Raw genomic sequence first — 24645 nt, 5'->3', positions numbered from 1 at the left:
GGATTCGAAGATCGATGAGAGTAGTCGTGCAGCGCTGCCGCGAGGCGCGTGTGAACGTAGGGGGAGAAACGGTCGGAGCGATCGGCCCCGGTCTTATGCTACTGGTAGGCGTGACGCATGAGGACACCGAACAGGATGCAGCCTATTTAGCGGAGAAAATCGCCGGCTTACGGATTTTTGAAGACAAAGCGGGTAAAATGAACCTCGCGGTAACGGAGATCGGCGGGGCGATTTTATCGGTCTCTCAGTTTACCCTATACGGTGATAGCCGCAAGGGCAGACGTCCGAACTTTATGGCGGCGGCCCGGCCGGAAATGGCTGAGCCGCTGTACGAGCGGTTTAATGAATTGCTTCGAGCTAAAGGATTGACGGTTGAAACCGGGGTGTTCGGTGCGGAAATGGACGTTGGGCTGACGAACTGGGGGCCGGTCACCTTGATTGTGGACAGCCCTGGTGGCGAGATCTAAATATGAAGAGGCAAAAGCGGGCCAAGACGCAAAGAATCAAGTGCGTCTGGCCCGCTTCTCTTTATGAGGCCGAAATAAGGAAGGTTTTCTCATAAATGCTGATTTCATTTTCCGGTTTCATCCCGGCTTTCTCATAAAGGCGGTAAGCCCCCGTTGGATTAGCGGCGTCGACGCCAAGGGAGACGTTGATTTGCCCCGCCCGGTAGGAAGAAGCGAATACATTCTGCAGCAGGGCCAGTGCCAGACCACGACCTCGGTAACAGCGGCGGACGCCCAAATGTTCAATGAACAACAAGTCTTCACTCATGCGGCATAACGCAAAACCGGCAACGGTATCCTCCTCGGAATCCCAAGCGATCAGCCACCAGCGCTCTTCGAAAGTTGGCAGTTGCGTTCTTTCGATAAACTTCTCGATGGAAGGCACAGCAAAATCCCAATGGTCGGCGAATGCTTCCGTGTAGGCTTCGTAGACTGCCTGTTCGTCTCGTCCCTTAACGTACGGTACAATGGCGAAGCGTTCCGGCAAAACACCGGCAGCCGGTTCGGCTTCCAAACGGAGTGTCATCCGTTTGAAGTAGCGGATAGGGGCAAACCCTTGGCCCTCAAACAAGGCTGCGGCATCGCTGCACGAGGAGGGAATCATGCCTTGCAGGCGCTTGGTCTTGCCGGATTCGTCCCGGAGCGCCAGGGCACGCGCTTCAAGCACGGCCACGAGCGCGGCACCAACTCCTCGTCCGCGAGCGGAGGGCCGTACGCAGCCATAGCTGAACAGCTTCTCTTCGCTGTCCTCTTCTAGAAAGGCGTATCCGACCAGATCGTCGTTCTCATCCTCGGCCACCCATACGTTATGATCCAGGTCGAAGCCTGACCACATGTTCAGAACATCATCCAGAACGATGTCGGGCGCTCCGAGATCTTCGGTGTCGCAAACGGCAACCAGATCGCAAACGGCCTGGGCATCGTCTAGGGTAGGATGGCGTAGGCGAAAGCCCAAATGGTTCATGTGAGGAAACCTCCTTATGCGGGATTTGGACCCATTATACCTCAAGATGGAAAATTTTCCTCTAAATTTAATGAAGGATTTGCGGTTCTAAAGGATAAGCGGACCGTTTTTGGTACAACCTTGTGGTAAAGAGCTACACGACCAAAGGAGTTGCTGACCGTGCACCAATCCGCGAAATCGAGAGATTGGCAATCCATTCCGCTCATCCCGGTGGGACATCGCAGCGAAGCCCGGGTGTCGGCCCGCTTAGCCGAGCCGGAGCGCTTTGATGCTGTGATGCCGGAGGCGAAGCCCTCTACTGAATGGCTGCCTCGGCCGGGAAGCTGAAGTTGATCATAAGGAGGTATGGGGCATGACCCAACATATTCAGGCCTATTTCAATACGGAAGATCAGGTGGAAGGCGCGCGCATTACTTTGCGCGCCTACAATATCAATGAGGTTGAAGCAGGGCATGTATCAAACGAATGGGGAGAGGACGACCGGCTCCAGGTTCCGCTGTTACCTTTAAATAACGGGGTAATCAGCGCATCGGGCGCGAACAACCCGGGAATCGTTCCAGTGCCCGGAACGGTGCGGGGTGTCCAGAGTGTGCTGCCCGTTACGGTCATGGGAGAGCGATATGCGGGTGATTCATTAAACGGAGAGCGCAGCGAAGCCGTTTCCGGGGACCGGCCGATGGCGTCGGAATCCCTCATCGACACCAGTGACGAGCCCCAAGGATGGAAATACGTACTTAGCGCAAGCGTTAAGGATAGCGATTATGAGACCGTCGTGCGAAAATTGCGCGAGCAGGGAGCTTACATCGCCGAGCCGTAATCCGATTGGAGCTTTCAATACGCTCTGTAATATAACTGTAATATTAGATACATGTTCCCTTAACATTGCTTGTTTATAATAACAGCATGACCCCCTTTTAATATAATACCTTTTGGACCTGCACCCCGTTGGTGACAGGTTTTTTTCTTTGTTTAGACATTTTTCAAGGGTCCGGGCTTGACTTTAGCGCGGTGGTTTCATACAATCTAAAAATAACAGTGTGACCTTTTGAACTGCATCTAATATTCGATGACGGGAGAAAGTAGTGCAACCCCACATCCACAGAGAGGAATCCCCGACTTCGACGGCGGTCTAACGGACGTATCAGATCCGTTACCCGGGTGGCGAAGCAGGCTGGAAGGATTCCGGTGATGATTGAACGAAAGACTTCCCCGAGAACCGACGGCGAAATCCCAGAGCGACCCTTCGCTTAGAGAGTAGACGTACGGCGTAGGCGGGCGATAACCGCTTAAAGCGAAGGCGAACATGGAGGACGCCGCACAGTCAGTGTGACTGGGCAACCTCAGGTTTCGAATTCGGAATGTGGGTGGCACCACGGGTGATTGCGAACCGATCTCTCGTCCCTGTTTGAATCAAACAGGAACGGGAGATTTTTTATTTTGGCTTACGAGTCTGAGATGGAGGATGAACGATATGGCTTTTCAGAAACCGACGGGTACGCAAGATTTGCTGCCGGGAACCGTCGAGAAATGGCAATTTATCGAGGAGAAGGTCAGAGATTTGTGCCGGCGCTTTAACTACCGGGAAATCCGTACCCCGATTTTTGAGCAGACCTCGCTGTTCGAACGGGGCGTAGGAGAAACGACGGATATCGTCGAGAAGGAAATGTATACGTTTCTGGATAAAGGGGAGCGCAGCATGACGCTGCGTCCGGAAGGAACCGCCGGTGTCGTTCGATCCTATGTGGAGAACAAGCTTTACGGCGAACCGGATGTCAGCAAGCTGTATTATATCGGGCCGATGTTCCGCTATGAGCGTCCGCAGGCCGGGCGGCAGCGCCAATTTCACCAGTTTGGGGTAGAGGCGTTTGGGGCGACGGATCCGGCGATCGACGCCGAAGTCGTGGCACTGGGTTACCAGTTTTGCCGCGAACTGGGGCTGCAAGGCGTAAAGGTGGAGATCAACTCCGTTGGCAATCCGGCTAGCCGGGCGGCCTATCGTGAGAAGTTGCTTGCGTTCCTGCTACCGATGAAGGACAGCTTGTGCAAAGACTGCCAAGCTCGGATGGAACGCAATCCACTGCGCGTGCTCGACTGCAAGAACGATCAGGACAAGTTCGTCGGCGCACCGTCCATTCTGGATAGCTTAGATGAGGAATGTACTTCACATTTCGCGAAAGTGCAGGAGCTGCTTAGTGCGATGGAGGTCGATTATGTGATCAATCCTCGTCTCGTCCGCGGATTGGACTACTATACGCACACTGCGTTTGAATATAAGGCTCAAGGCATCGGTGCGATCGATACGATCGGCGGCGGCGGACGTTATAACGGACTGGTGGCTGAGGTGGGCGGCCCGGATCAGCCGGGCATCGGGTTCGGAATGGGACTCGAACGGATTGCATTGATTCTGGAGAAGCAGGAGATCGAAGTCGGCGCCGTCAAGCCGCTTGACGTATATCTCATCGCCTTGGGCGAAGCGGGGGATAAGGAAATTACGACCCAGCTGTTTAAGCTGCGGCAAGCGGGATTCTCCGCCGAACGCGATTATCTGGGCCGGAAGATGAAAGCGCAGATGAAATCCGCCGACCGGATGCAGGCGCGCTACACCGCGATTCTCGGCGACGATGAGCTGGAACGCGGAGAAATCGCGCTGAAGTCGATGGAAAACGGCGAGCAGCGCACAGTGAAGTTAAGCGAACTGATTCAAGAGCTAAAATAACCAAAACTATAAACAAAAAGAAAACGCGAAAAGGGGAGTTACGATGAAACGAACGCATCAATGCGGGACACTGAGTACCGCGAACATCGGAGAAACCGTTACATTAAACGGCTGGGTGCAAACCCGCCGCGACTTGGGGGGCGTCCTGTTCATCGATCTGCGTGATCGCAGCGGTATCGTACAGATTGTCTTTAATCCGGCTTATTCCGGAGAAGCGCTGCAAATCGCCGACCGGGTACGCAGCGAATACGTGCTGGCCGTCACGGGGAAAGTCGTAGCCCGGGACGCCGAAACGGTCAATCCGAATCTGCCAACCGGTGACATCGAAGTGCAAATTACGGAAATTGAAGTGTTGAATGCAGCGAAAACGCCGCCGTTCTTCATTGAAGACGGCGTCGAAGTCGATGAATCGCTGCGCTTGAAATACCGTTACCTCGACCTGCGCCGTCCGGAAATGCAGCAAACGCTGTGGCTGCGCTCCAAAGCGGCTAAGGTGTTCCGCGATTTCCTTGACGGAGAAGGATTTATTGAAGTAGAAACTCCGATCCTGACCAAGAGCTCGCCGGAAGGCGCGCGCGATTATCTTGTGCCGAGCCGCGTGCATCCGGGCGAATTTTTCGCTCTCCCGCAATCGCCTCAGCTTTACAAGCAACTGCTCATGGTCAGCGGAATCGAACGCTACTACCAAATCGCCCGTTGCTTCCGCGACGAGGATTTGCGTGCTGACCGCCAGCCGGAATTTACGCAGGTCGACATTGAGACTTCGTTCCTGTCGCGCGACGAACTGCTGGAGATGATGGAGAAGCTAGTGGTGCGTCTGTTCAAGGAAACAAAGGGAATCGATATTCCTACGCCGTTCCAGCGCCTGAGCTATGCCGATGCGATGGATAAGTACGGCTCGGATAAGCCGGATCTCAGATTCGGCCTGGAGCTCGTGAATGTTAGCGACCTGGTTGCTACAAGCGGCGTCAAGGTGTTCGCCTCCGTTATCGAGAAGGGCGGCGAAGTGAAAGTCCTGAACGCCAAAGGTTGCGGGACATGGAGCCGGAAGGATATCGACGATCTTGGACCTTATGCGGCCCGTTACGGCGCGAAGGGTCTCGCCTGGATTCAAGTGAAGGAAGGCGAATTCCGCGGTCCGATCGTGAAGTTCTTTACGGAACAGGAAATCGAAGCGATCAAGGAACGCACCGGCGCGGAAGAAGGCGACCTGCTGTTGTTCTCCGCGGATAATAAAAAGGTTGTCGCGGACGTTCTCGGTGCGTTGCGCCTGAAAATCGGCCGCGATCTCGGCTTGATCGACGACAGCGTCTATAAATTTGCTTGGGTGGTCGACTTCCCGTTGCTGGGCTGGGACGAGGAGCAAAAACGTTATATCGCCGAGCATCATCCGTTCACCCGTCCGCGTGAGGAGGATCTGCCTCTATTTGACACGGACCCGGGCAAAATCCTTGCTCAAGCTTACGACCTCGTGCTGAACGGCTACGAAGTTGGTGGCGGCTCGATGCGGATTTACAAACGCGATGTGCAGGAGAAGATGTTTAAAGCAATCGGTTTGTCGCAAGAGGAAGCCCAAGACAAATTTGGCTATCTAATGGACGCGTTCGAATACGGCACACCGCCGCACGGCGGAATTGCCTTCGGCTTCGACCGCTTGGTGATGCTGCTGACAGGCCGTTCCAACCTGCGCGAAACAATCGCTTTCCCGAAAACGGCCAGCGCGACGGATTTGCTTATGAACGCGCCTTCCGAAGTCGACGGATCGCAGCTTGATCAACTCCATATCAAGCTCGCGCCGAAGTTGGCGGAAGCGAAGAAGTAGAATTAGGCGTTTGAAGAACGAGCTATAAATTGGAAAAGACTCTCCTGTTGGAGAGTCTTTTGTTTAGCTGGAACAACTTGCTTCCAAGCCTAGATTTGTCCTATCATATATAAGATGTCAACCTATCGGGAGGTACACTAGACCATGCTTCATCAATTTTCGCGGACAGAACTCGCCATCGGGGCGGAGGGACTGGATATTCTTAAGAATAGCACGGTGGCCGTGCTCGGTATTGGCGGCGTAGGGGCGATGGCGGTCGAAGGGCTGGCCAGAACCGGGATCGGGCGGATCATCCTGATTGACAAGGACGTCGTCGATATCACGAACATCAACCGGCAAATTCATGCCTTGACGACGACGATCGGACAGAAGAAAGCTGATTTAATGTGCGATCGGGTCAAGCTGATCAACCCGGAGTGCGAAACGATCGCGCTGAATATGTTTTATACGGAAGAGACATACGAGGAACTGTTTAAACACGAGATTGATTACGTGCTGGACGCCTCGGATACGATCATTTACAAAATCCATCTGATCAAGGAATGTCTGAAGCGGAAGATCCCGATCTTGTCGAGTATGGGGGCCGCCAACAAAATGGACCCGACGAAATTCCAAGTCACGGATATCTCGAAAACCCATATGGATCCGATGGCTCGCGTGATTCGGACGAAATTGCGCGAGGACGGGATCAAGAAGGGCGTAAAGGTTGTCTTCTCAACCGAACCTCCGGTGAAGCCTCGCCAGGATGTCACGGAGAAAATCGCTCCGGCCGGCGCCAAAATCCGCAAGGCCAAGCAGCCGCCGGCCAGCAACTCGTTCGTGCCGCCGGTCGTTGGCTTGATCATGGTTAGCGTGGCGGTACGCGAATTGCTGGAACGCGGGAGCGTGCGCGCATGATTCAGGAGCTTGCCAAGAAGCTGAAGTGGGGCGCTTGAAGCGCCCATCGGATAAAGCATAGAGGAAGATGAGATCATGAAGACGCGGTCAGGGCGCCTAAGGCTAGCTGGATCCGTGTCTTTCTTTTTGAGAAAATTCGCCTTTTGGATGGAGGTAGTGGTATAATGAAACTCCTTTTGAGTCTGGAGTGCACAAAAACCTTAGGAGGTAACTGAAATGGATGATTTTCAAAGTGCCTATCAAGAAGAGAAGGCGCGGCTTGACCGCACCTTGGAAGAGATCGACCAGCAGCTTAAGCGACTGCGTTCGATTCCGGTGTACACCGGGCAAGACTTTACCGAACAACTTCTTGAAGAGAATCGGGAGGGCCAGCGTAAACAGCTGGAGCAATCGATCCATGAACCGTATTTTGGGCGGCTGGATTTCGAGGAGCAGGGAAGAAGAAAAACGCCGTTTTATATCGGCAAGGTTGGCGTTGGCGACCAAGACGGAAAAGACCCCATCGTCATCGACTGGCGCGCGCCGGTGGCCAGCCTGTTCTACTCGTTTACCGGCGGGGATGATGCCTCTTATGTGGCGCCTGAGGGCTTGATCGAAGGCTTGGTCTATTTGAAGAGGAACATCGTGATCCGCAAAGGGATTTTGGACCGGGTCGTGGATACGTATAACCGCGACGGCGATGGCCCGGCTGTATCGGATGAGTTTCTTGTTTATCGCCTCGGCGAGAACAAGGACAACCGCTTGCGCGACATTGTCTCGACGATTCAGGCCGAGCAGGACCAAATTATCCGTGCGGCGAAAAATACGGCGCTGATTATCCAAGGCGTAGCCGGCAGCGGGAAAACAACCGTGGCGCTGCATCGGCTAGCTTTTTTGCTGTATCAGTATAAGGAGCAGATTAAAGCGGAACGGCTGGTCATTTTTGCGCCAAACCATATGTTTATCGATTATATTTCGGAAGTGTTGCCCGAGCTGGGAGTAGGAGACATCCAGCAGAGCACATTCAGCGATTGGGCGGCGAAGGTATTGGAGCTGGATGAGGTCCCGTCCGATGGTTCCGAGGCGTTGTCGCGGTGGTTTGACGGCGGGGCAAGGGGCGCGGAAACATGGCAGGATGCGGAGTTGCCTGGACGCTTTAAGGGTTCGATGGCGTTTAAGGAGATCATCGATGCGGCTGTGAGCACGCTCGAATCCGGCTGCGTGCCCGAAGGCGATTTCGAGCCTTGGGAAGGGGCGCGACTGCCGCGCAAAGAAATCCTGATCTGGTTTGAAGGCGAATACCGCCACTATCCGGTGGCCCGCCGTAAGGAACGGGTGCTGGCACGCATTCATCGCTGGATCGAAATGGAGCTGAAGAAGGCACCGTCGGCGGCTGCGCTCAAGGATCGGAAGAAAAAGGCCCAGCAACGGGAAAAAAGCTATGCCAAAAAGTGGCCGGAGCTTACGCCGCTCAGCCTGTACCGGGAGTTGTTTGGCATTCGGAAGAGCGGCGGGACGGAAGGGATGGTTAATGTCTCGGACCGGATTCCGGCGGGCATTTGGAAGGATACGCAAGCTCGTTTGAAGAAAAATGCCGTTAAGGAAGAAGATCTGGCCGCCCTGTTGTACCTGTACACATTGATCAATGAGATCGACGGAAATCAGACCTTCGACCACGTCGTCATCGACGAGGCCCAGGACTTTGCTCCATTTCAGGTTCATGTGCTGGACCGTTTCGTTAAGGGGCATTCCTTTACGATTCTCGGGGATTTATCGCAGGGCATCCATTATTACAAGGGAGTGCGCCATTGGGATGAGATGAAGCAGTTATTCCGGCCGGACGAAACCGCTTATTTTGCGTTAACGCGCAGCTATCGATCGACGATGGAGATCATCCAATTCGCAAATGAGATTCTCGAGCGGGGCGTTGGGGCGGATTTGCTGGCTGTTCCGGTATTTCGCAGCGGGGAGCCGGTGCGGCTGCTGGAGGCGGCTGGCGAGAAGCGGCTGGCGCTGATTCGGAAGGCGCTGGATAAGGTGCAGGGCGGTTCGTTCCGTACGGCGGCGGTATTAACCCGAACGATGTGGGAGGCGGAAGAGCTATATGCCGCGTTAAGCGAAGGCGGGCTGGAAGCAAACCTGATTAACGGGGAGCTGACGCAATACGCCGGCGGCGTATCGGTGTTGCCGGTATACCTGTCGAAGGGACTGGAGTTCGATGCGGTGATCGTGACGGACGTGGATCAGGAGCATTATGGGCCTAAAGACGCCAAGCTGCTTTACGTCGGCTGCACCCGCGCGCTGCACGAGCTGTGGCTGTTGCATGGCGAGAGGCTGCCGGATTACGTCTCTGGCGATGAGGCGTCGGAGTATGCGGCCAAGGTGAGCATGGAAGCTTAAACTCAAGGGCGTGAGGGATGATGCTCAATAGGGGGGTGAGGTTTCCCTTCACCATTATCCCTTTCATTAAGGTGAAGAGTGAAGGGGGACGGTTGCTGCATTATCCCTTTCGTTCAGGAGAGGGAATCATGCATGCACGCACTCGGGCTTCCCTTGGAAACCTGCCTAGGTACAACGCGATGTTTTACGGGGGCGGAAATGTATACGATTTTTCATATATAACATACCGAAGATGGCGGAAAAACCGAATTGTATTCGGTTTTTCGCATAGATTCAGGACAAACGGCTCTAGCAGGTACGAATGTATATGAAATTTCATATATATTCGGTCAAAATCGCCAAAGCGGCCGGATTGTATTCGATTCTTCGAATAGAAGTGCACCAATAGGGTTGTTTGGAGCGCGTATTAAACGGAGCTTTACAGCGCGTCATCCTGCATAAAGTCGTCCAGCCACCGGTCGGCTTTACTCTGATTGCACAGGTTGCAGGCACATACGCAGTTGACCGGAGTCGTATGACCTCCCTTGGCCTTAGGCAACAGATGGTCGATCGTATCGCCGTATTCTCCGCAAAAGAAGCAAGTGTAATCATCCCGTTTCAAAATATACTGGCGGAACGCCTTGTTGGTATACAAACGCCGGATGGTAAACGGATTGACGACGACCGCCATATGCTCGCGCACGAGCGTGACGGCCAGATCAAAGTCGATCTCCTGCTGCCAGCGCCGACCTTTGTCGGTGCGTCCGCGCAGGCGGATCATGCCGTTCCGGTTCGGGCGCAGGGTCCGAACGTCGGGACCCTCGGCCTTCGGGGGCGGTGCAGGCAGCGCCCGCTTGATCCGCCGCTTGGGCAGCGCGGCGTCGGCGCTTAGCCGGCCCGCAGCTGCGGCCGGCGCCGCATTGGCGGCGCTTGCGCCGTCTTTCAAGGCCGCGACCTGTGCCGCGGCCTTTTTGCTGCGGCGCTTGCGCTTGCGTTTGCGCGCCGCCTTGGCCGTGCCGGCGGCGGCCTCCGCGCCCCGCGGCACGCTTGGCCCGGCCGCGGCTTCGCCTGCGCGGCCGCCGCGGCTTGGCGCCGCCGCGGCGGGCACTGCCGCTGGCGCCGCAAGCGCTGCGCCAGCGGGCTCGGGCACCGCGGCCTGGGCCGGCTGCTGCTTGCGCTGCGCCCGGCAGCTGCGGCAGGCGCCGCGGCGCGAGCCTTTGCCGGAGCGCTTGCCGGTGCGGCGCAGGAATTCGCCGAGCGGCTTCGCTTTGCCGCAATAGGCGCATATTTTTACCGCTTTCGCGGAGGTAGAAGCTTGATCGGGTTGCTGTTGCTGCGTCAAGGGGGTCACCTCAGTTTAGAATAGGCTACAAGTAGGATATGACTCCATTATACCTGATTCTACATAAATATAGCCAAGACCAGCCGGTCTTGGCTTATGGTTTATATTCAAATTTGTCATTGGATGATCCCTCATTGCCGGTTACTCGGTCACGGCTGCGGGTTGTCTTAGGCTGCGCATTTTGGTTAAAATTTTGCGGATGCTTTCATCGGAGAGGTGGAATCTTCCGGCTAAATCCCGAACCGTGCTCCCGGCGCGATAAAGGCGGAAAATCCCTTCGTTCCGCTTGGCGATGGAGATGCGGGATCCGCTCAGTTCTCCCCATAACGCCCTCGACCGTTCCGGTTTGGGAATGTACAGCAGCTCACCTTGAATATAGGTTTGGAGCTCCTGCAACAGCCTAGGGGGAAGAACATCCTTTCCATTTTTGTAATTCACGATCATGTACCTCCTTATTTCGTGGTCCGTCCTCAACTACTGTTACGACATAAGTCAACATGCTCGCTTCCCCCTTTCAAAATTTGATTTGGTCGTCGCTTCATCCTACCTTCTCGGTGTGGAAAAGCCGACTTTGTGACTTTTAATAAAGTCAAAATTTGGTTTTTACTGGATCTATCTTAACACAGGTATCGTCAAACATAAATAAGGGAGGCTGTTCCCAGCCCCCCGTTTTATTGCGGTGCCGCTTACGCGGCAGCCACCTCACTCACTGTAATCACTTCGATCAGCCCCCTTTCCCGTGATTCGTCGGCCCGACATCTATATTAACTCATATTTCCGGCCGCTGGAAAAGCGAAAGAACGACTATAAGTGTTTTTTACGTAAGGTATGCTAGAATAAGTTTGGGTTCATTCCATTTATCACGTTAATCATGCTAACGATCAAGGAAGTGACTTGAAGGTGGATTTGTTTTCTTTCAATCAGGAGCAAAGCCCGGCGGGGCGGCTTCTAGCCGACCGGATGCGGCCAACCTCCCTCGATGAATATATCGGACAGGAGCATATCGTTGGTCCGGGCAAGCTGCTGCGGCGAGCGATCGAAGCCGATCAGGTGTCCTCGATTTTGCTGTACGGCCCTCCGGGTTGCGGCAAAACGACGCTTGCCCACATTATTTCCAATCATACTCAGGCGGAATTCGTTCGGTTAAACGCGGTGGATGCGTCGGTGAAGGACGTTCGCGAGGTCATCGAAAAGGCGCAGAACGACAAAGCTTTCTACGGCACGAAAACGATCCTGTTCCTGGACGAGGTTCATCGATTTAACAGTTCGAGACAGGATGCCTTGCTGCCGGCGGTGGAAAAAGGAACGATCATCTTCATCGGCGCAACGACGGAAAATCCCTTCCATTACGTCAACGGCGCCTTAATGAGCCGCTCCACGTTGTTCCAACTAGAATCGCTGACGAAAGAGCATTCGCTGATCGCGATGCGGCGGGCCTTGGCGGATCAAGAGAAAGGGCTTGGCTTCATGCCGCTGCAGGTCGACGAGGAGGCGCTGCTGCACATTGCCGCGATGGCTAACGGAGATATTCGGCGCGCGCTGAATGCCCTGGAGCTGGCCGCGATGACCACGCCGCCGCAATCGGACGGCACGGTGCATGTCACGCTTGAGGTGGCGGAGGAATCGATCCGTCGGCCGCTGGTCAAAGCGGACGAGTCGACGCAATACGACGTGTTGTCTGCGTTCCACAAGTCGATTCGCGGTTCCAGCGATGCGGCGGTATTCTGGTTCCTCTATGCCGTGGAGAAGCTGGGGATGGATCCGATGACCTTTATCCGCCGGTTGATCGCCGCCAGCAGCGAGGATATCGGCCTGGCTAACCCGCAAGCGCTGGTACAGGCGATCAGTGCTTTGGACGCTTACCGGAACAACGGTTGGCCCGAAGCGCGGCTAAACGTCGTTCAGGCGATCCTGTTTGCGGTCGAAAGCCCTAAATCGAACGGCGTCGTGGAGGCGATCGGGAACGCTATGGCAGCTATCGAGGAGGTCAAATCCGCCGAGGTTCCGCTGCATTTGCGCGATACCCACTATAAGGGAGCAGTGAAGCTCGGGCACGAGGGCTACAAATATCCGCATGATTACCCTGGTCATTATGTGCAGCAGGAATACCTGCCCGAACGCTTGGCTGGTCGTTCGTTCTACCATGCCACCGAGCAAGGGAACGAAGCGAAGATCAAACACAACCAAGAGCTGCGGCGCAGAAACGGCAAGTAAGCCGAGTGCATGAGTGTAAGTGCCATGTCTATACACGCAAAAAAAAGCGGGAGGTTCGGGTCTAATGTAGACGCCGTAACTCCCGCTTTATTTCTTCCTGCTTAAGCTTGCGCTGCCGCAGCCTCCGCCCGCAGTTTCGCCGGGGCTTCGATCGTGCCACCGCCGAGGCATTCCTCACCTTGGTAGAACACGACGGCTTGGCCCGGGGTGATCGCCTTTTGCGGCTGATCGAACTCGACAAGCACGGTGCCGTCCGGCCGCTTCGTCAACGTCACGCCTTGGTCCGGCTGGCGATAGCGGAACTTCGCCATGCAGTGGAACGGACCCTCCGGCAGATGGTCAGCCCCGGCGATCCAATTGACGCCAGAAGCGATCAGCGACGTCGAGTACAAGCTGGGGTGCTTGTCGCCTTGCACGACGTACAAAAGGTTGCGCTCCAGATCTTTGTCAGCGACGAACCACGGTTCGCCGGTGCCGGAGCCGCCGATGCCAAGTCCTTGCCGTTGGCCTAACGTATAGTACATCAGGCCATCGTGGCGGCCCTTGACTTCGCCGGTGACGATATCAACCATATCGCCGGATTTGGCCGGTAGGTAGTTGCTTAAGAACTCCTTGAAATTACGTTCCCCAATGAAGCAGACGCCGGTGCTGTCTTTCTTCTTAGCCGTATATAAACCGGCTTCTTCCGCAATCCGACGCACCTCCGGTTTCGGCAGGTGACCGATCGGGAACATGGCTTTGGATAACTGCTCCTGATTCAGGGCATTGAGGAAATAAGTTTGATCCTTGTTGTTGTCGACGCCTCGCAGCAGCTTGTACGTCCCGTTCTCTTCCACGACTTGTGCATAATGCCCAGTCGCAACGTAATCCGCGCCAAGATCCAGCGCTTTGTTCAGAAATTCGCCGAATTTGATTTCCCGGTTGCACATGACGTCGGGATTTGGCGTCCGGCCCCGCTTATATTCTTCGAGGAAATAGGCAAATACTTTATCGTAGTATTGCTTCTCGAAGTTCACGGTGTAGTAAGGGATATCGATCTGCTCGCAGACGCGGCGAACATCTTCGGCGTCCGCTTCGGCCGTGCAGTAGCCGAATTCGTCGGTATCGTCCCAGTTTTTCATGAATATGCCGATGACATCGTAACCCTGCTGCTTCAGCAGGAGCGCGGTCACCGAGGAATCGACGCCGCCGGACATGCCGACGACGACGCGGGTTTCGCTGTTAGGCTTCGCCATGATTATCACTCCTTCGAGCGGCGTTCGCTCGCCGTTTATTTTACCATATTTGTTGCTTTATTTTCCAAAACACATATGATATGTTACGATAAGCACAGGGTAAAGATAGGAATAGGGAGGAATTCCCGGATTTGGGCACGGCTGTCGCGGAAGTACGCGGCGGATGGCCCGAGACTGTCTTTTTTAGGATCAAAGCTTAATTATATAAAGTTTACTCGAAAATTGAAAGAGGTGCCTTCTTTGAAGATTTCTACAAAAGGACGCTACGGATTGACCATTATGATGGAGCTCGCCGCCAAATTTGGCGAGGGGCCCACTTCTCTCAAAAGCATCGCCGAGAAAAACCAATTGTCCGAGCATTATCTGGAGCAATTGATCGCACCGCTGCGCAACGCCGGCTTGGTAAAGAGCGTACGCGGGGCTTACGGCGGCTATATTCTTTCCAAGGAAGCCAGTGAAATTACGGCTGGAGATATCATCCGCGTGTTGGAGGGGCCGATTTCCCCGGTGGACTTCACCGAGGAGGATGATCCGGCAAAACGCGATTTGTGGCTGCGCATCCGCGATAGTATCGCTGAAGTGCTGGATTCGACGACGCTGGAGAATCTGGTGAATTTCGAGGAGCACGGAGCCAAGGAAAATTACATGTTCTACATTTAATCTGCGAACCGACTTGTCATCATGAATGCGGTGGGATACAATCAACAAACGATTCGGTAGCCGTCCCGATCCCGGGGCGGTGATTTACGTTTTATACGTTAATAAAAAAAGTGATTTGGACAAGGTGAGAGCCATGAAGCATATCTATTTGGACCATGCCGCATCCACGCCGATCCATCCGGACGTCGCGGAAACGATGCTGAAGGTGATGCGGGGACAACTCGGTAATGCATCCAGCGTTCATTTTTTTGGACGGGAAGCCAAACGTCTGGTGAACGGGGCGCGAGATTCGATTGCGGCTCGGATCGGCTGCCGTCCGGATGAACTGGTATTTACCGGCGGAGGGACGGAAAGCGATAACCTGGCGTTGTTTGGCACGGCATCTGCCCGCAAGGCGGACGGTCGCCATATCATCACGACCGCCATCGAGCACCATGCGGTGTTGCATTCCTGCGAACGTCTGGAGAAGGACGGGTTCGAGGTAACCTATTTGCCGGTGGATCGCTACGGTCAGGTGCATCCGGATCAGGTACGGGAAGCCATTCGTCCCGATACGATCCTGATTAGCGTGATGTACGGCAATAACGAGGTTGGAACGATTCAGCCGATTGCCGAAATCGGCGCCATCGCCAGGGAGCGGGGCATCGTCTTTCATGTGGACGCCGTGCAAGCGCTCGGTTCGCTGCCGATTTCCTGCCGCGAGCTTCCGGTCGACCTGATGAGCTTCTCTTCGCACAAAATCAACGGACCCCAAGGCGTCGGAGCTTTATATGTACGGAAGGATCTTCAGCTGGATCCGATCCAGCACGGCGGACTGCAAGAGAGAAAACGCCGGGCCGGTACGGAAAACATGGCCGGGATCGCCGGTTTTGCCAAAGCCGTTGAATTGACCGCGGCGGAGCGAGAGGCTCGCACCGCGCATGATCGTCTGTTGATCCAGGAGCTACTGTCCGCTTTGGAACAGCGGATCACCCGCGAAGCCTTCCATGTGAACGGCCACCCGAGCGATCGACTGCCGCATATCGTCAACCTCAGCTTTCCGGAAGTGGATTCGGAGACGATGTTGATGAATCTGGATATGGAAGGCATTGCCGCCTCCAGCGGCTCGGCGTGCACCTCGGGCTCCTTGGAGCCGTCGCACGTGCTGGAAGCGATGCATCTTCCGGCAAGTTTTTTGCGATCCGCGATTCGATTTAGTGTAGGATTGGGTAATACTAGGGAAGAAATTTCCGAAACTGCCGAAAAAATTGGAACCATCCTGGAACGACTTCGTAGAAGAAAATAATGGGCACCTTTTTGGGCTCAAATCGGCTTTTGCGGAGAGGAGGTATAGGATTTTCGGCACCGTATGAAATGCCCAAGCAGGGAGTGTCTTATTCAACATGAGAATGCAAGAAATGATTGGCCTGACCGTTTATGATGTGGAGCATGGCAAGCAGGTCGGGAAAGTCGTTGACATCCTCCTAAACCATGACTGGTCGATCGTCGGCATCCAGCTGGAGAATCGATTATTTTGGACTTCCGGTGTCAAGGCGGTAGGGTGGGACGATATCGTGGCTTACGGCGATGATGCTGTGATGATTCGTAATCAACAGGCTGTCCGCAAATGGGGAGCCGAGAACATACAGAACACCTTTTTAACGGGAAATGGGAAATTAAAAGAGCTGCCGGTCCTGACTGAGGACGGAATTCGTCTGGGTCATGTGACGGATGTTTATTTTGAGCATGAATTGGGAAACACAATTACTGGAATTGAAATTAGCGACGGGTTTTTCACCGATCTCATGGAAGGGCGCAAGCTGCTGCCTTTTTTGCCGGAAATGACCCGAGGGGAAAATGTGATCATGGTGCCCCTGGGCAGCGAACAGCTGCTTGAAAAGCCGTGAATTTTGTGGATGGATAGGTGATGGTTCTATGATGAAATGTCCAAATTGCAATTCCAAGGATATCGGGAAAATCGGCTCCCACCAGTTCTACTGCTGGGGTTGCTTTATTGAACTAACGGTGAACGGCGACAAAATGTCCGTATATCAAGTCGAGGAAGACGGTACGCTCAGCTCGCTGGACGATCTGTTCTTCGGCGAGGAAATGGTGCAGGACTTCTCGCAAATGCACGCTTCCTCGTAACAATATATTCCTGCTAGGCTTTGGAAATGCAAAAGCTGTCCCCATTTGATCGTGAAGGGGATGGCTTTTTTTGTATAGAGGAATCGCTCTTCAAATGTTGTCAACAATAATCATGACGAAACCGTGTTTTCATTTGATTGAGAAAGAAAGCGCTTTGATTTAGGATGAGTCTAGAAGCACGGTAATCCAACAAGTCAACGTTGTTGATGGTCCGTACATCATTCTAAGGGGGTTTCTCTTTATGGCTATAGCACAAACGAAAAAACCGTCTGCAGGATCCGGCGGAGCAAGGGTCAAGGTTCAGCAGTTCGGTCGTGCGCTCAGCGGGATGGTTATGCCGAACATCGGCGCATTTATCGCATGGGGGTTAATCACCGCACTTTTCATTCCTACCGGCTGGATTCCAAGCGAATATCTCGCCAAGTTGGTTGATCCGATGATCAAATACTTGCTGCCGCTCCTGATTGGTTACACCGGCGGCAACATGGTACATGGCAAACGCGGTGCAGTAACGGCTGCGATCGTAACGATGGGGGTGATCGTCGGCAGCGATATTCCGATGTTCCTCGGCGCGATGATCGTGGGTCCGTTGTCCGCTTGGATCATCAAGCAGTTCGACAAATTGGTCGAAGGGAAGATCAAATCCGGTTTTGAAATGCTGGTCAATAACTTCTCGATCGGGATTTTTGGCGGCTTGATGGCTCTTGGAGCTTACAGCGGCATCGGTCCGGTCGTCACCGCGATTAGCAAAGGCTTGTCTTCGGGCGTTGACTTCCTGGTGGAGGCAAAATTGCTCCCACTGGTCAACCTCTTGATTGAACCAGGCAAGGTGTTGTTCCTGAACAATGCCATCAACCATGGTGTTATTACGCCGATCGCTTCGGAAGAAGCGCTGCGTGTCGGCAAATCGATGTTATACATGCTCGAATCGAACCCGGGTCCAGGTCTTGGCATCCTGCTGGCTTACTGGGTCTTCGGACGCGGCATGGTGAAACAATCGGCTCCAGGCGCAGTGGTGATCCACTTCCTGGGCGGGATTCACGAGATTTATTTCCCGTATATCTTGATGAAGCCGATCTTGATTCTGGCAGCCATTGCCGGTGGTGTGGCGGGTACGTTCACGTTCCAATTGACCGGTGCCGGTCTTGTAGGTTCTCCTTCTCCGGGTAGTATTTTCGCTTACTTCCTGATGACGCCGAAGGGCGGATATGTGCCGATGTTAAGCGGTGTAATCGTCGCAACGGTCGTTTCTTTCTTGATCGCTTCGCTACTGCTCAAGACGGGTAAACAAGACGAAGAGGATATGAACTTGGAAGAAGCATCGGCGAAAATGAAAGAGATGAAATCCGCAGGTTCGAAGAACCAGGTGGCAGCTCCTGCTGCTGTAGGCGGCGTGCAAAAAGAAACGGTGAACAAAATCGTGTTTGCTTGCGATGCGGGTATGGGTTCCAGCGCGATGGGCGCCTCGGTCCTGAGAAAGAAGATGCAGGATGCGGGCGTGAAGGTGACTGTTGTCAATTCAGCTGTTAGTGAGATCCCTAGCGACGCAGATATCGTTATTACGCAAAAAACGCTGACGGACCGCGCCATCGCGAACAAACCGGATGCGGAACATATCTCCATTGATAATTTCTTGAAGAGTCCCAAATACGATGAACTGGTCGAACGGCTGAAGGGCTAAGTAGCGCCGGTTACGATGCGGGGGCAGAACACTGGCGATTAGTCGCCGGTGTTTTGCGTCTATATTAGGGAGAGACTTGATATGAGGAAAATGACCGCAAGACAAAAGCAGATCCTCATCCTCCTCCTCGGGCGCAAGAACGGGATGACCGCTGCGGAAATCGCCGCGGAGATTAACGTCAGCGTCAGAACGGTCCACCGGGAACTGGACGAGATTGAAAAAATCCTGGCCTATTTCGGATTGATCCTGCACCGTAAGTCTGGTACCGGAATTTCTGTTTGGAGTAATGCGGCAGATAGCGAGGAAGGTGAGAAGCTTCAGGAAGCCAGGCGTTTGCTGCTGGTGGATAAGCCTAGTGACTACTCGGGAGAGGAGCGGCAGCTCTTGTTGATTTGCCGCTTGCTGGTGGAGCAGGAGCCATGCAAGTTGTTTACATTAGCTCATAGCCTGAAAGTCACGGTAGCAACGATCAGCAGCGATTTGGATGAGGTAGAGCCTTGGACCCGTCGCTTCGGACTGGAGCTGGTCCGCCGCCGGGGCTACGGCGTCGAGTTGATCGGTGATGAGCGGGAGATACGCGAGGCCTTATGCCAATTGGCAGCCGATCACCTGGATTACTCGGATCTGATCGGGGGATCGCCGGAAAGTCAAGTCTCCTCAGCTACCGCGAGGCTGCTGGAGGTCGTCGGCACACACAACCTGATGACGGTGGAGAATACGCTATGGGCCATGAATTGGAATTGGACGGAACATTTGTCCGAAAATGCCTACACTCAGCTGTTGATCCATCTCTCCGTTTCGGTGAATCGGATCAACGCGGGGAGATTCGTAAACGGTTTGAACAACTCTGGCAAGGTGGCCTCCACCGGGGGCGGAGAGCAAGACGCAGCTGAGACGGCCCGCTTTGCGCTACGTTTGGCCGACAAGCTCACGCTTACGTTCCCACCGGAGGAAATCACCTATATGAACGGGTTGTTCAGCCAGGCCAAGGAAGCCTCTCCTGAGCTGGTTCAAGCGGATTTAGAACTGGTTGATACCGTATACCGGCTAACGGAGAACGTCGTCAAGCGAACCGGCATCCCGTTTCAGGAGGACCGCCTGCTGCATAGCGGCTTACTTGAGCATATGGGCCCGGCGTTTAAGCGGATTCGCGAAGGCTCTCGCATCCGCAACCCGCTGCTAGGCGCTATCCGCAAGGATTACGAGGAGCTGTTCGGCATCGTGCGGGAGGCGATGAACGACAGCGCAGCCGGCCTGGACGTGCCGGATGAAGAGATCGGCTTCCTGGTGATGCATTTCGGCGCTTCGATTGAACGGTTGAATCAGCTAGGCCGCAACGTGCGGGCTATCTTGGTTTGCTCAAGCGGGCTGAGCTCCTCCAAACTGTTAGCTACGCGGCTCGCCAAGGAGATGCCGCAGATCGAAGTGCTGGGCAACGTCTCATGGTATGAAGCCAAGCGGCTTCCAGAGTCTGATTATGATTTAATGATTTCGACGATCGATCTGCCTCTTCCAGAGGATCGTTACGTCAAATTGAGCCCGCTGCTCACGGACGAGGACAGCGAGCGGTTACTGGAGTACGTGCAGCATACGACGCTGAAGGCTCGTAAGCCGGCATCCGAGCCGGAATCGGCCAAAACCAGGGCCTTTGATAAGGTACGGTCGTTGTCGATGGCGCTTAACGAAGTTGTCAGTCTGTTAGATCAGTTCGACGTGAGTACCTTGTATAACCGGGGGGCTTCGCTCCGAGACACGGTCACGGCGGCACTGGAGGAAATAAACCAATCGTTCGTTCCACCTTCCGTATCCGACATTGCGGCTGTAGCCGACCGTTTACTGGAACGGGAAAAAATGGCCAGTCAGGTTATTCCGGGTACTTCGCTCGCCTTGTTCCATACGCGAACCCGGTTTGTGAATACCCGTTCGCTGGCTTTGTTCCGGCTGGAGGAGCCTGTACTGCTCGACGGCGGGACGAAAGTAGGCGCACTGTTATTCATGCTTGCGCCACGCGAGCTGTCGCGTGAGAGCTTAGAGGTGCTTAGTGAAATCAGTGCGTTGCTGCTGAAGCCGGAGCTGGTAGAACTGCTGGAAACGGGAGAGCGTCAGGAAATCCGAAACTTTTTGGCGACTGAACTGTTGGTTTATTTTGAACATTTGTAAATCCGGAAGATAGGAAAATCAGTGGAAAGGGAGAGAACAATCATGAAATTACTGTCTAAAGAGAAAATTATATTAAATGGAAAAGCTAACGATAAATACGAGGCGATCCGCATGGCCGGGAAGCTGCTCGTTGACGCCGGTCACGTTACGGAGGGATACGTCGACAAAATGGTCGAGCGCGAAGAGATCGTCTCCACCTATATGGGCGGCGGCCTCGCGATCCCGCACGGAACCAAGGAGGCCAAAAGCCTGATTTCCTCGACAGGACTGTCGGTTGTTCGCTTCCCTGAGGGCGTTGACTTCGGCGGCGATGAGCCAGCTTTTATCGTCATTGGCATTGCCGCTGCCGGCGGGGATCATATGGAAGTCCTGACCAACGTCGCCATGGTGTTCACCGAGGAATCCAACTTGGAGCGGATCATGAATGCAAAGACGGAAGAGGAGATCGCGGAAATTCTCGAAGGGGGGATGGAGGCATGAAGGCGGTCCATTTCGGCGCAGGGAATATCGGGAGAGGGTTTATCGGCTTGCTGTTGTCCGGTTCCGGTTACGAGGTTTGTTTTGTCGATGTCAACGAGAAACTGGTTTCGGAACTGGCGCGGCGTAAGGAATATCCCGTCACTCTGGCCAGCGATCAGCGGGAAACCGTTCTTGTGAGCGGCGTGACGGCGATCAACAGCGTGAATGACCCTGTCGCCGCCGCCCGGGCAATTTCCGAAGCCGACTTGGTAACCACGGCGGTTGGGGTTTCGGTGCTGAAGCATATCGCCGGTACAATCGCCCAAGGGCTGATGCTGCGGAAAACCAATGAAGCGGCATCCCCACTTCATGTCATCGCCTGCGAGAACGCCATCGGCGGTAGCTCCCAGCTTAAGGAGCATGTCTATGCCCAACTGGACGAGGCAACGCGGCAGTGGGCCGACAGTCATGTAGCGTTCCCCGATGCGGCGGTCGACCGGATCGTTCCGCTGCAGCAGCATGAGGATCCGCTGCAGGTCGTTGTGGAACCTTTTTACGAATGGGCGGTGGATCAGTCCCAAATGTTCGAAGGCTTTCACCGGGTCGAGGGAGTGCACTATGTTGACCGGTTGGAGCCTTATATCGAACGCAAGTTGTTTACCGTAAATACCGGCCATTGCTCGGCCGCTTACATGGGATACCTGCAAGGCCATGCCACGATTCAGGAAGCCATGAACGATGAGAAGGTCGTTCATCATGTACGTGCCGTCCTCTCGGAGACCGGGGCGGTGCTTGTGGCGAAACATGGGTTTTCGTCAGCCGAGCATCAGGCATATATCGATACGACTCTGGAGCGTTTCGCCAATCCGGCGCTGACGGACGAGGTTTCGCGGGTCGGCCGTTCACCGATCCGCAAGCTGTCCGCCGGCGACCGGCTGGTCTCCCCGGCGACGCAGGCGTATGAACGGGAGTTTGGATACGGCTACCTGGCGCTGACGATGGCGATGGCGCTCCGTTTCGAGTCTCCGGACGATCCGGAAGCCGCGGAACTGCAAGCGTCGCTGAAAGAAGTCGGCGCTTCGCAGACCTTGGCCAAATACACCGGCCTCGACGCCGAGCACCCGATCCACCAAGCGGCGCTGGCGCATTATGAGGAATTGAAGAACCGCTGAGCGGCAATTAGTAGGGGGATTAGCTTATTCAACGCTATTTCCCTGCTTGACGCCAATATACTCGCTCGAACATCGCCGCTAGCGGGTGGATGAGATAGCAGCCCGGACGTATCTGTAGTACAAGTTGCGTTCGGGCTTTTTCGGTTTGCACGCGCGGCTAACGGCTAACGGACCTAGGGGACGTTATTGGCCGCGAGAACCGTACCATTGAAACCTAACGGACTGAGATGACCTTATTCCAGCGGAATTGTCTCGGTTGGCTGCATTTGCGGCTAAATAACGGCTGCTGAGTCCGTTACATCGGGAAATAGTCGGGAAATGACTCAATAACGTCTCTCAGGTCCGTTAGGAGTAAGAGGCCCACAGAGAAAGCACTCGAAGAGCGCAAAAGGCCAGAGGGAGAAATAATTCTGAAGAAACGGCAGTGGTCGCCTTTGCGAGCGGATTTCTACATCGTAGGAATCTAGTCCAATCAGAGAAATCCGCGAGCAACAGCGATCGGAAGAACATTTCACTTGTCGCCTCCAACGCTCTTCACCGGTTCTTCCGGCAATCAACTCCGAGGATTGCCGGGCTGCGGCTATGCCCCTCCCGGCTGCCAAGAGCCGGGGATCACCAAAGAAAGCACTCGAAGAGCGCAAAAGGCCAGAGGGAGAAATGATTCTGGAGAAACGCTAGTGGTCGCCTTTGCGAGCGGATTTCTACATCGTATGAATCTAGTCCAGTCAGAGAAATCCGCGAGCAACAGCGATCGGAAGAACATTTCACCCGTCGGCCCCTCAGCGCTCTTCTAATCTTTTTCCAGTTACCGGTTCTCGTCATCCCACACATCTCCGGCCCTTCGCAGCCACCCTCTCATAAATCTCCCTCTCCAGGCAAATACTGATCTATACGATTAACCGCCGCGAAGGGGGAGGAGGCATGGAGCCGATGGAACCGATGGAACCGATCGCCAAAAGCAAGCTGTTCCGATATGGCGTCTGGGTGCTGCTAGGGCTGGTCATCTTGTTTTTCGTGTGGCAGCTGCGCCCGATGTTTGCGCTCGTTTATGGATTTCTCAAAGCGGTGTTCGCTCCGTTCGTGATCGCCATTATCATCTCTTATGTCTTGAATCCGATCGTTCGCATGCTCGGCGGGCGCAAGGTGCCGCGGACGATGGCCGTATTGTTGATTTACGCGGTATTCCTGACCGGCCTTTCGGTGGTGCTCATGAACGTGATCCCGATGTTCGTCGAACAGCTGGAGGAGCTCGGGGAGCATTTGCCGGAGCTGACCATCCACACCCAGCAAATGATGAACCGTTGGGACAACGGCATTTTGCCCGGGAGCATCCGCATGGGGATGAACAACTGGTTTTATCAATTCGAAAACCGGCTGGCAAGTTCGATTTCCGGCTTTTTAGACAATATCGGGACAACGATCGGCGTGGTATTTAATGCGTTCATTATTCCATTTCTGATCTTCTACATGCTGAAGGACATCGAGCTGATTGAACGGCTGATGCTGCAGTACCTGCCGCGTTCGCGGCGCAAGTCGATCATGACGTTGCTGAAGGAAATCGACATGGCCTTGGGCAACTACGTTCGGGGGCAACTCCTGGTTTGCATCATCATCGGCGTGCTGGCCTACATCGGCTATATGCTTATCGGAATGCCGTTTGCTCTGCTGCTAGCGGGAGTGGTCGCTGTTTGCAATATCATACCTTACCTGGGCCCGTTTCTCGGGGCAGCGCCGGCCTTGATCATGGCGACAACGATATCGTGGAAAATGGTCCTGTTTGTCCTGCTCGTCAATATGCTCTGCCAAATGATCGAAAGTAACGTCATCTCCCCGCAAGTCGTGGGGCGGAGCTTGCATATGCACCCCATGCTGATTATTCTGGCGCTCCTGATCGGCGGGGAACTGGCGGGGGTACCCGGGCTGATTTTGGCTGTGCCGTTTTTTGCCGTGGTGAAGGTGATTATCCAGCATTTCTATACTTATTACGTTCGGCGCAAAGCGATGTGAATATGCCGCATTGACATGGCGTAACCCGCCTTATATACTTAAAATGTTATGTGCAAAATCTAAAAAACGTTGATGAAATCAAGTACGTTCGGCAAGCGGATTTGCCAGAGAAGGGTTCCGCTGCAAGCGGCGTCCCGCAAGGGAAGGCCACAGCGGCGGCTGAGAGAACCTGAAATCTCGCGTGGACGGAAAGCTAATTTCGGAGTGTGAGCTCTAAATTCACCGGCAGGTCCCCGTTACCGGGCCGACGAGGCGATCGCTACAGACGCTGGCGGACGAAGTCCAGCCGCATCAGGAGCGATAACCAGGGTGGTACCGCGATTTA

At 54.4% G+C, this 24645-nt stretch carries 21 protein-coding genes; 17 read left to right on the top strand and 4 right to left on the bottom strand.

What is annotated here, in order from left to right:
• Positions 1-14 precede the first annotated feature (14 nt).
• Complete coding sequence (dtd, locus tag KJS42_RS20300; protein WP_213623958.1) at positions 15-467, top strand: D-aminoacyl-tRNA deacylase; 453 nt, start codon at positions 15-17, stop codon at positions 465-467.
• Positions 468-528: 61 nt separating this feature from the next.
• Here the strand turns inward: dtd and KJS42_RS20295 are convergent, their stop codons facing one another.
• The gene (locus KJS42_RS20295; protein ID WP_213623957.1) at positions 529-1470 is read right to left on the bottom strand and encodes a GNAT family N-acetyltransferase; all 942 of its coding nucleotides are present in this window, start codon (positions 1468-1470) and stop codon (positions 529-531) included.
• 159 nt (positions 1471-1629) lie between these two features.
• Here KJS42_RS20295 and KJS42_RS20290 point away from each other — a divergent pair, with 159 nt between their 5' ends.
• From KJS42_RS20290 to KJS42_RS20265, 6 genes are all read left to right on the top strand, one after another.
• Complete coding sequence (locus tag KJS42_RS20290; RefSeq protein WP_193418939.1) at positions 1630-1797, top strand: hypothetical protein; 168 nt, start codon at positions 1630-1632, stop codon at positions 1795-1797.
• 25 nt (positions 1798-1822) lie between these two features.
• The gene (locus tag KJS42_RS20285) at positions 1823-2287 is read left to right on the top strand and encodes a hypothetical protein (RefSeq protein ID WP_155608738.1); all 465 of its coding nucleotides are present in this window, start codon (positions 1823-1825) and stop codon (positions 2285-2287) included.
• Positions 2288-2941: 654 nt separating this feature from the next.
• Positions 2942-4186, top strand: a complete 1245-nt coding sequence (hisS, locus tag KJS42_RS20280) for a histidine--tRNA ligase (protein WP_213623956.1) — start codon at positions 2942-2944, stop codon at positions 4184-4186.
• Positions 4187-4229: 43 nt separating this feature from the next.
• Positions 4230-6008, top strand: a complete 1779-nt coding sequence (gene aspS, locus KJS42_RS20275; RefSeq protein WP_213623955.1) for an aspartate--tRNA ligase — start codon at positions 4230-4232, stop codon at positions 6006-6008.
• 144 nt (positions 6009-6152) lie between these two features.
• A complete protein-coding gene (locus tag KJS42_RS20270) occupies positions 6153-6905 on the top strand; it encodes a tRNA threonylcarbamoyladenosine dehydratase (RefSeq protein ID WP_155608735.1) in 753 nt (250 codons plus the stop codon).
• A gap of 216 nt (positions 6906-7121) precedes the next feature.
• Positions 7122-9284 (top strand): HelD family protein, encoded by a 2163-nt coding sequence (locus tag KJS42_RS20265; protein WP_213623954.1) that lies wholly within the window; start codon positions 7122-7124, stop codon positions 9282-9284.
• Positions 9285-9702: 418 nt separating this feature from the next.
• Here KJS42_RS20265 and KJS42_RS23250 read toward each other — a convergent pair whose 3' ends face one another.
• Both KJS42_RS23250 and KJS42_RS20255 read right to left on the bottom strand, forming a co-directional pair.
• Positions 9703-10605, bottom strand: coding sequence for an HNH endonuclease (locus KJS42_RS23250; protein WP_244868562.1), 903 nt, complete (start codon positions 10603-10605; stop codon positions 9703-9705).
• 141 nt (positions 10606-10746) lie between these two features.
• Entirely contained in the window at positions 10747-11049 is a 303-nt protein-coding gene (locus KJS42_RS20255; RefSeq protein ID WP_213623953.1) for a CD3324 family protein, read from the bottom strand.
• Positions 11050-11505: 456 nt separating this feature from the next.
• Here KJS42_RS20255 and KJS42_RS20250 point away from each other — a divergent pair, with 456 nt between their 5' ends.
• Entirely contained in the window at positions 11506-12819 is a 1314-nt protein-coding gene (locus KJS42_RS20250; protein ID WP_193416570.1) for a replication-associated recombination protein A, read from the top strand.
• A gap of 101 nt (positions 12820-12920) precedes the next feature.
• Here KJS42_RS20250 and mnmA read toward each other — a convergent pair whose 3' ends face one another.
• Positions 12921-14054 carry a tRNA 2-thiouridine(34) synthase MnmA gene (gene mnmA / locus KJS42_RS20245; protein ID WP_213623952.1) on the bottom strand — a complete coding sequence of 378 codons (1134 nt, stop codon included), beginning with the start codon at positions 14052-14054 and terminating at the stop codon, positions 12921-12923.
• A 240-nt stretch (positions 14055-14294) separates the two neighbouring features.
• On the opposite strand from mnmA, the gene cymR reads away from it, so the two are divergent.
• The 9 genes from cymR (at position 14295) to KJS42_RS20200 (ending at position 24320) form a co-directional block, all read left to right on the top strand.
• Entirely contained in the window at positions 14295-14714 is a 420-nt protein-coding gene (gene cymR / locus KJS42_RS20240; protein ID WP_068784637.1) for a cysteine metabolism transcriptional regulator CymR, read from the top strand.
• A 133-nt stretch (positions 14715-14847) separates the two neighbouring features.
• Positions 14848-15999, top strand: coding sequence for a cysteine desulfurase family protein (locus tag KJS42_RS20235; protein ID WP_213623951.1), 1152 nt, complete (start codon positions 14848-14850; stop codon positions 15997-15999).
• 97 nt (positions 16000-16096) lie between these two features.
• A complete protein-coding gene (locus tag KJS42_RS20230; RefSeq protein WP_155605820.1) occupies positions 16097-16600 on the top strand; it encodes a PRC-barrel domain-containing protein in 504 nt (167 codons plus the stop codon).
• Positions 16601-16631: 31 nt separating this feature from the next.
• Positions 16632-16841, top strand: coding sequence for a hypothetical protein (locus KJS42_RS20225; protein ID WP_193416592.1), 210 nt, complete (start codon positions 16632-16634; stop codon positions 16839-16841).
• A 241-nt stretch (positions 16842-17082) separates the two neighbouring features.
• Positions 17083-18522, top strand: coding sequence for a PTS mannitol transporter subunit IIBC (locus tag KJS42_RS20220; protein WP_155605818.1), 1440 nt, complete (start codon positions 17083-17085; stop codon positions 18520-18522).
• A gap of 81 nt (positions 18523-18603) precedes the next feature.
• Positions 18604-20682, top strand: a complete 2079-nt coding sequence (locus KJS42_RS20215; RefSeq protein WP_213623950.1) for a BglG family transcription antiterminator — start codon at positions 18604-18606, stop codon at positions 20680-20682.
• 42 nt (positions 20683-20724) lie between these two features.
• The gene (locus tag KJS42_RS20210; protein ID WP_155605816.1) at positions 20725-21162 is read left to right on the top strand and encodes a PTS mannitol transporter subunit IIA; all 438 of its coding nucleotides are present in this window, start codon (positions 20725-20727) and stop codon (positions 21160-21162) included.
• Positions 21159-22313 carry a mannitol-1-phosphate 5-dehydrogenase gene (locus tag KJS42_RS20205; RefSeq protein ID WP_213623949.1) on the top strand — a complete coding sequence of 385 codons (1155 nt, stop codon included), beginning with the start codon at positions 21159-21161 and terminating at the stop codon, positions 22311-22313. Before KJS42_RS20210 ends, KJS42_RS20205 begins: the two co-directional genes overlap by 4 nt.
• A gap of 939 nt (positions 22314-23252) precedes the next feature.
• A complete protein-coding gene (locus tag KJS42_RS20200; RefSeq protein WP_155605852.1) occupies positions 23253-24320 on the top strand; it encodes an AI-2E family transporter in 1068 nt (355 codons plus the stop codon).
• The last annotated feature ends 325 nt before the right edge of the window (positions 24321-24645 follow it).

The organism is Paenibacillus sp. J53TS2 (genome assembly GCF_018403305.1).
Classification (GTDB): domain Bacteria; phylum Bacillota; class Bacilli; order Paenibacillales; family Paenibacillaceae; genus Fontibacillus; species Fontibacillus rhizolycopersici.
Note: the sequence above shows the minus strand (reverse complement) of the source record. Positions and strands in the feature narration are given on the sequence as shown.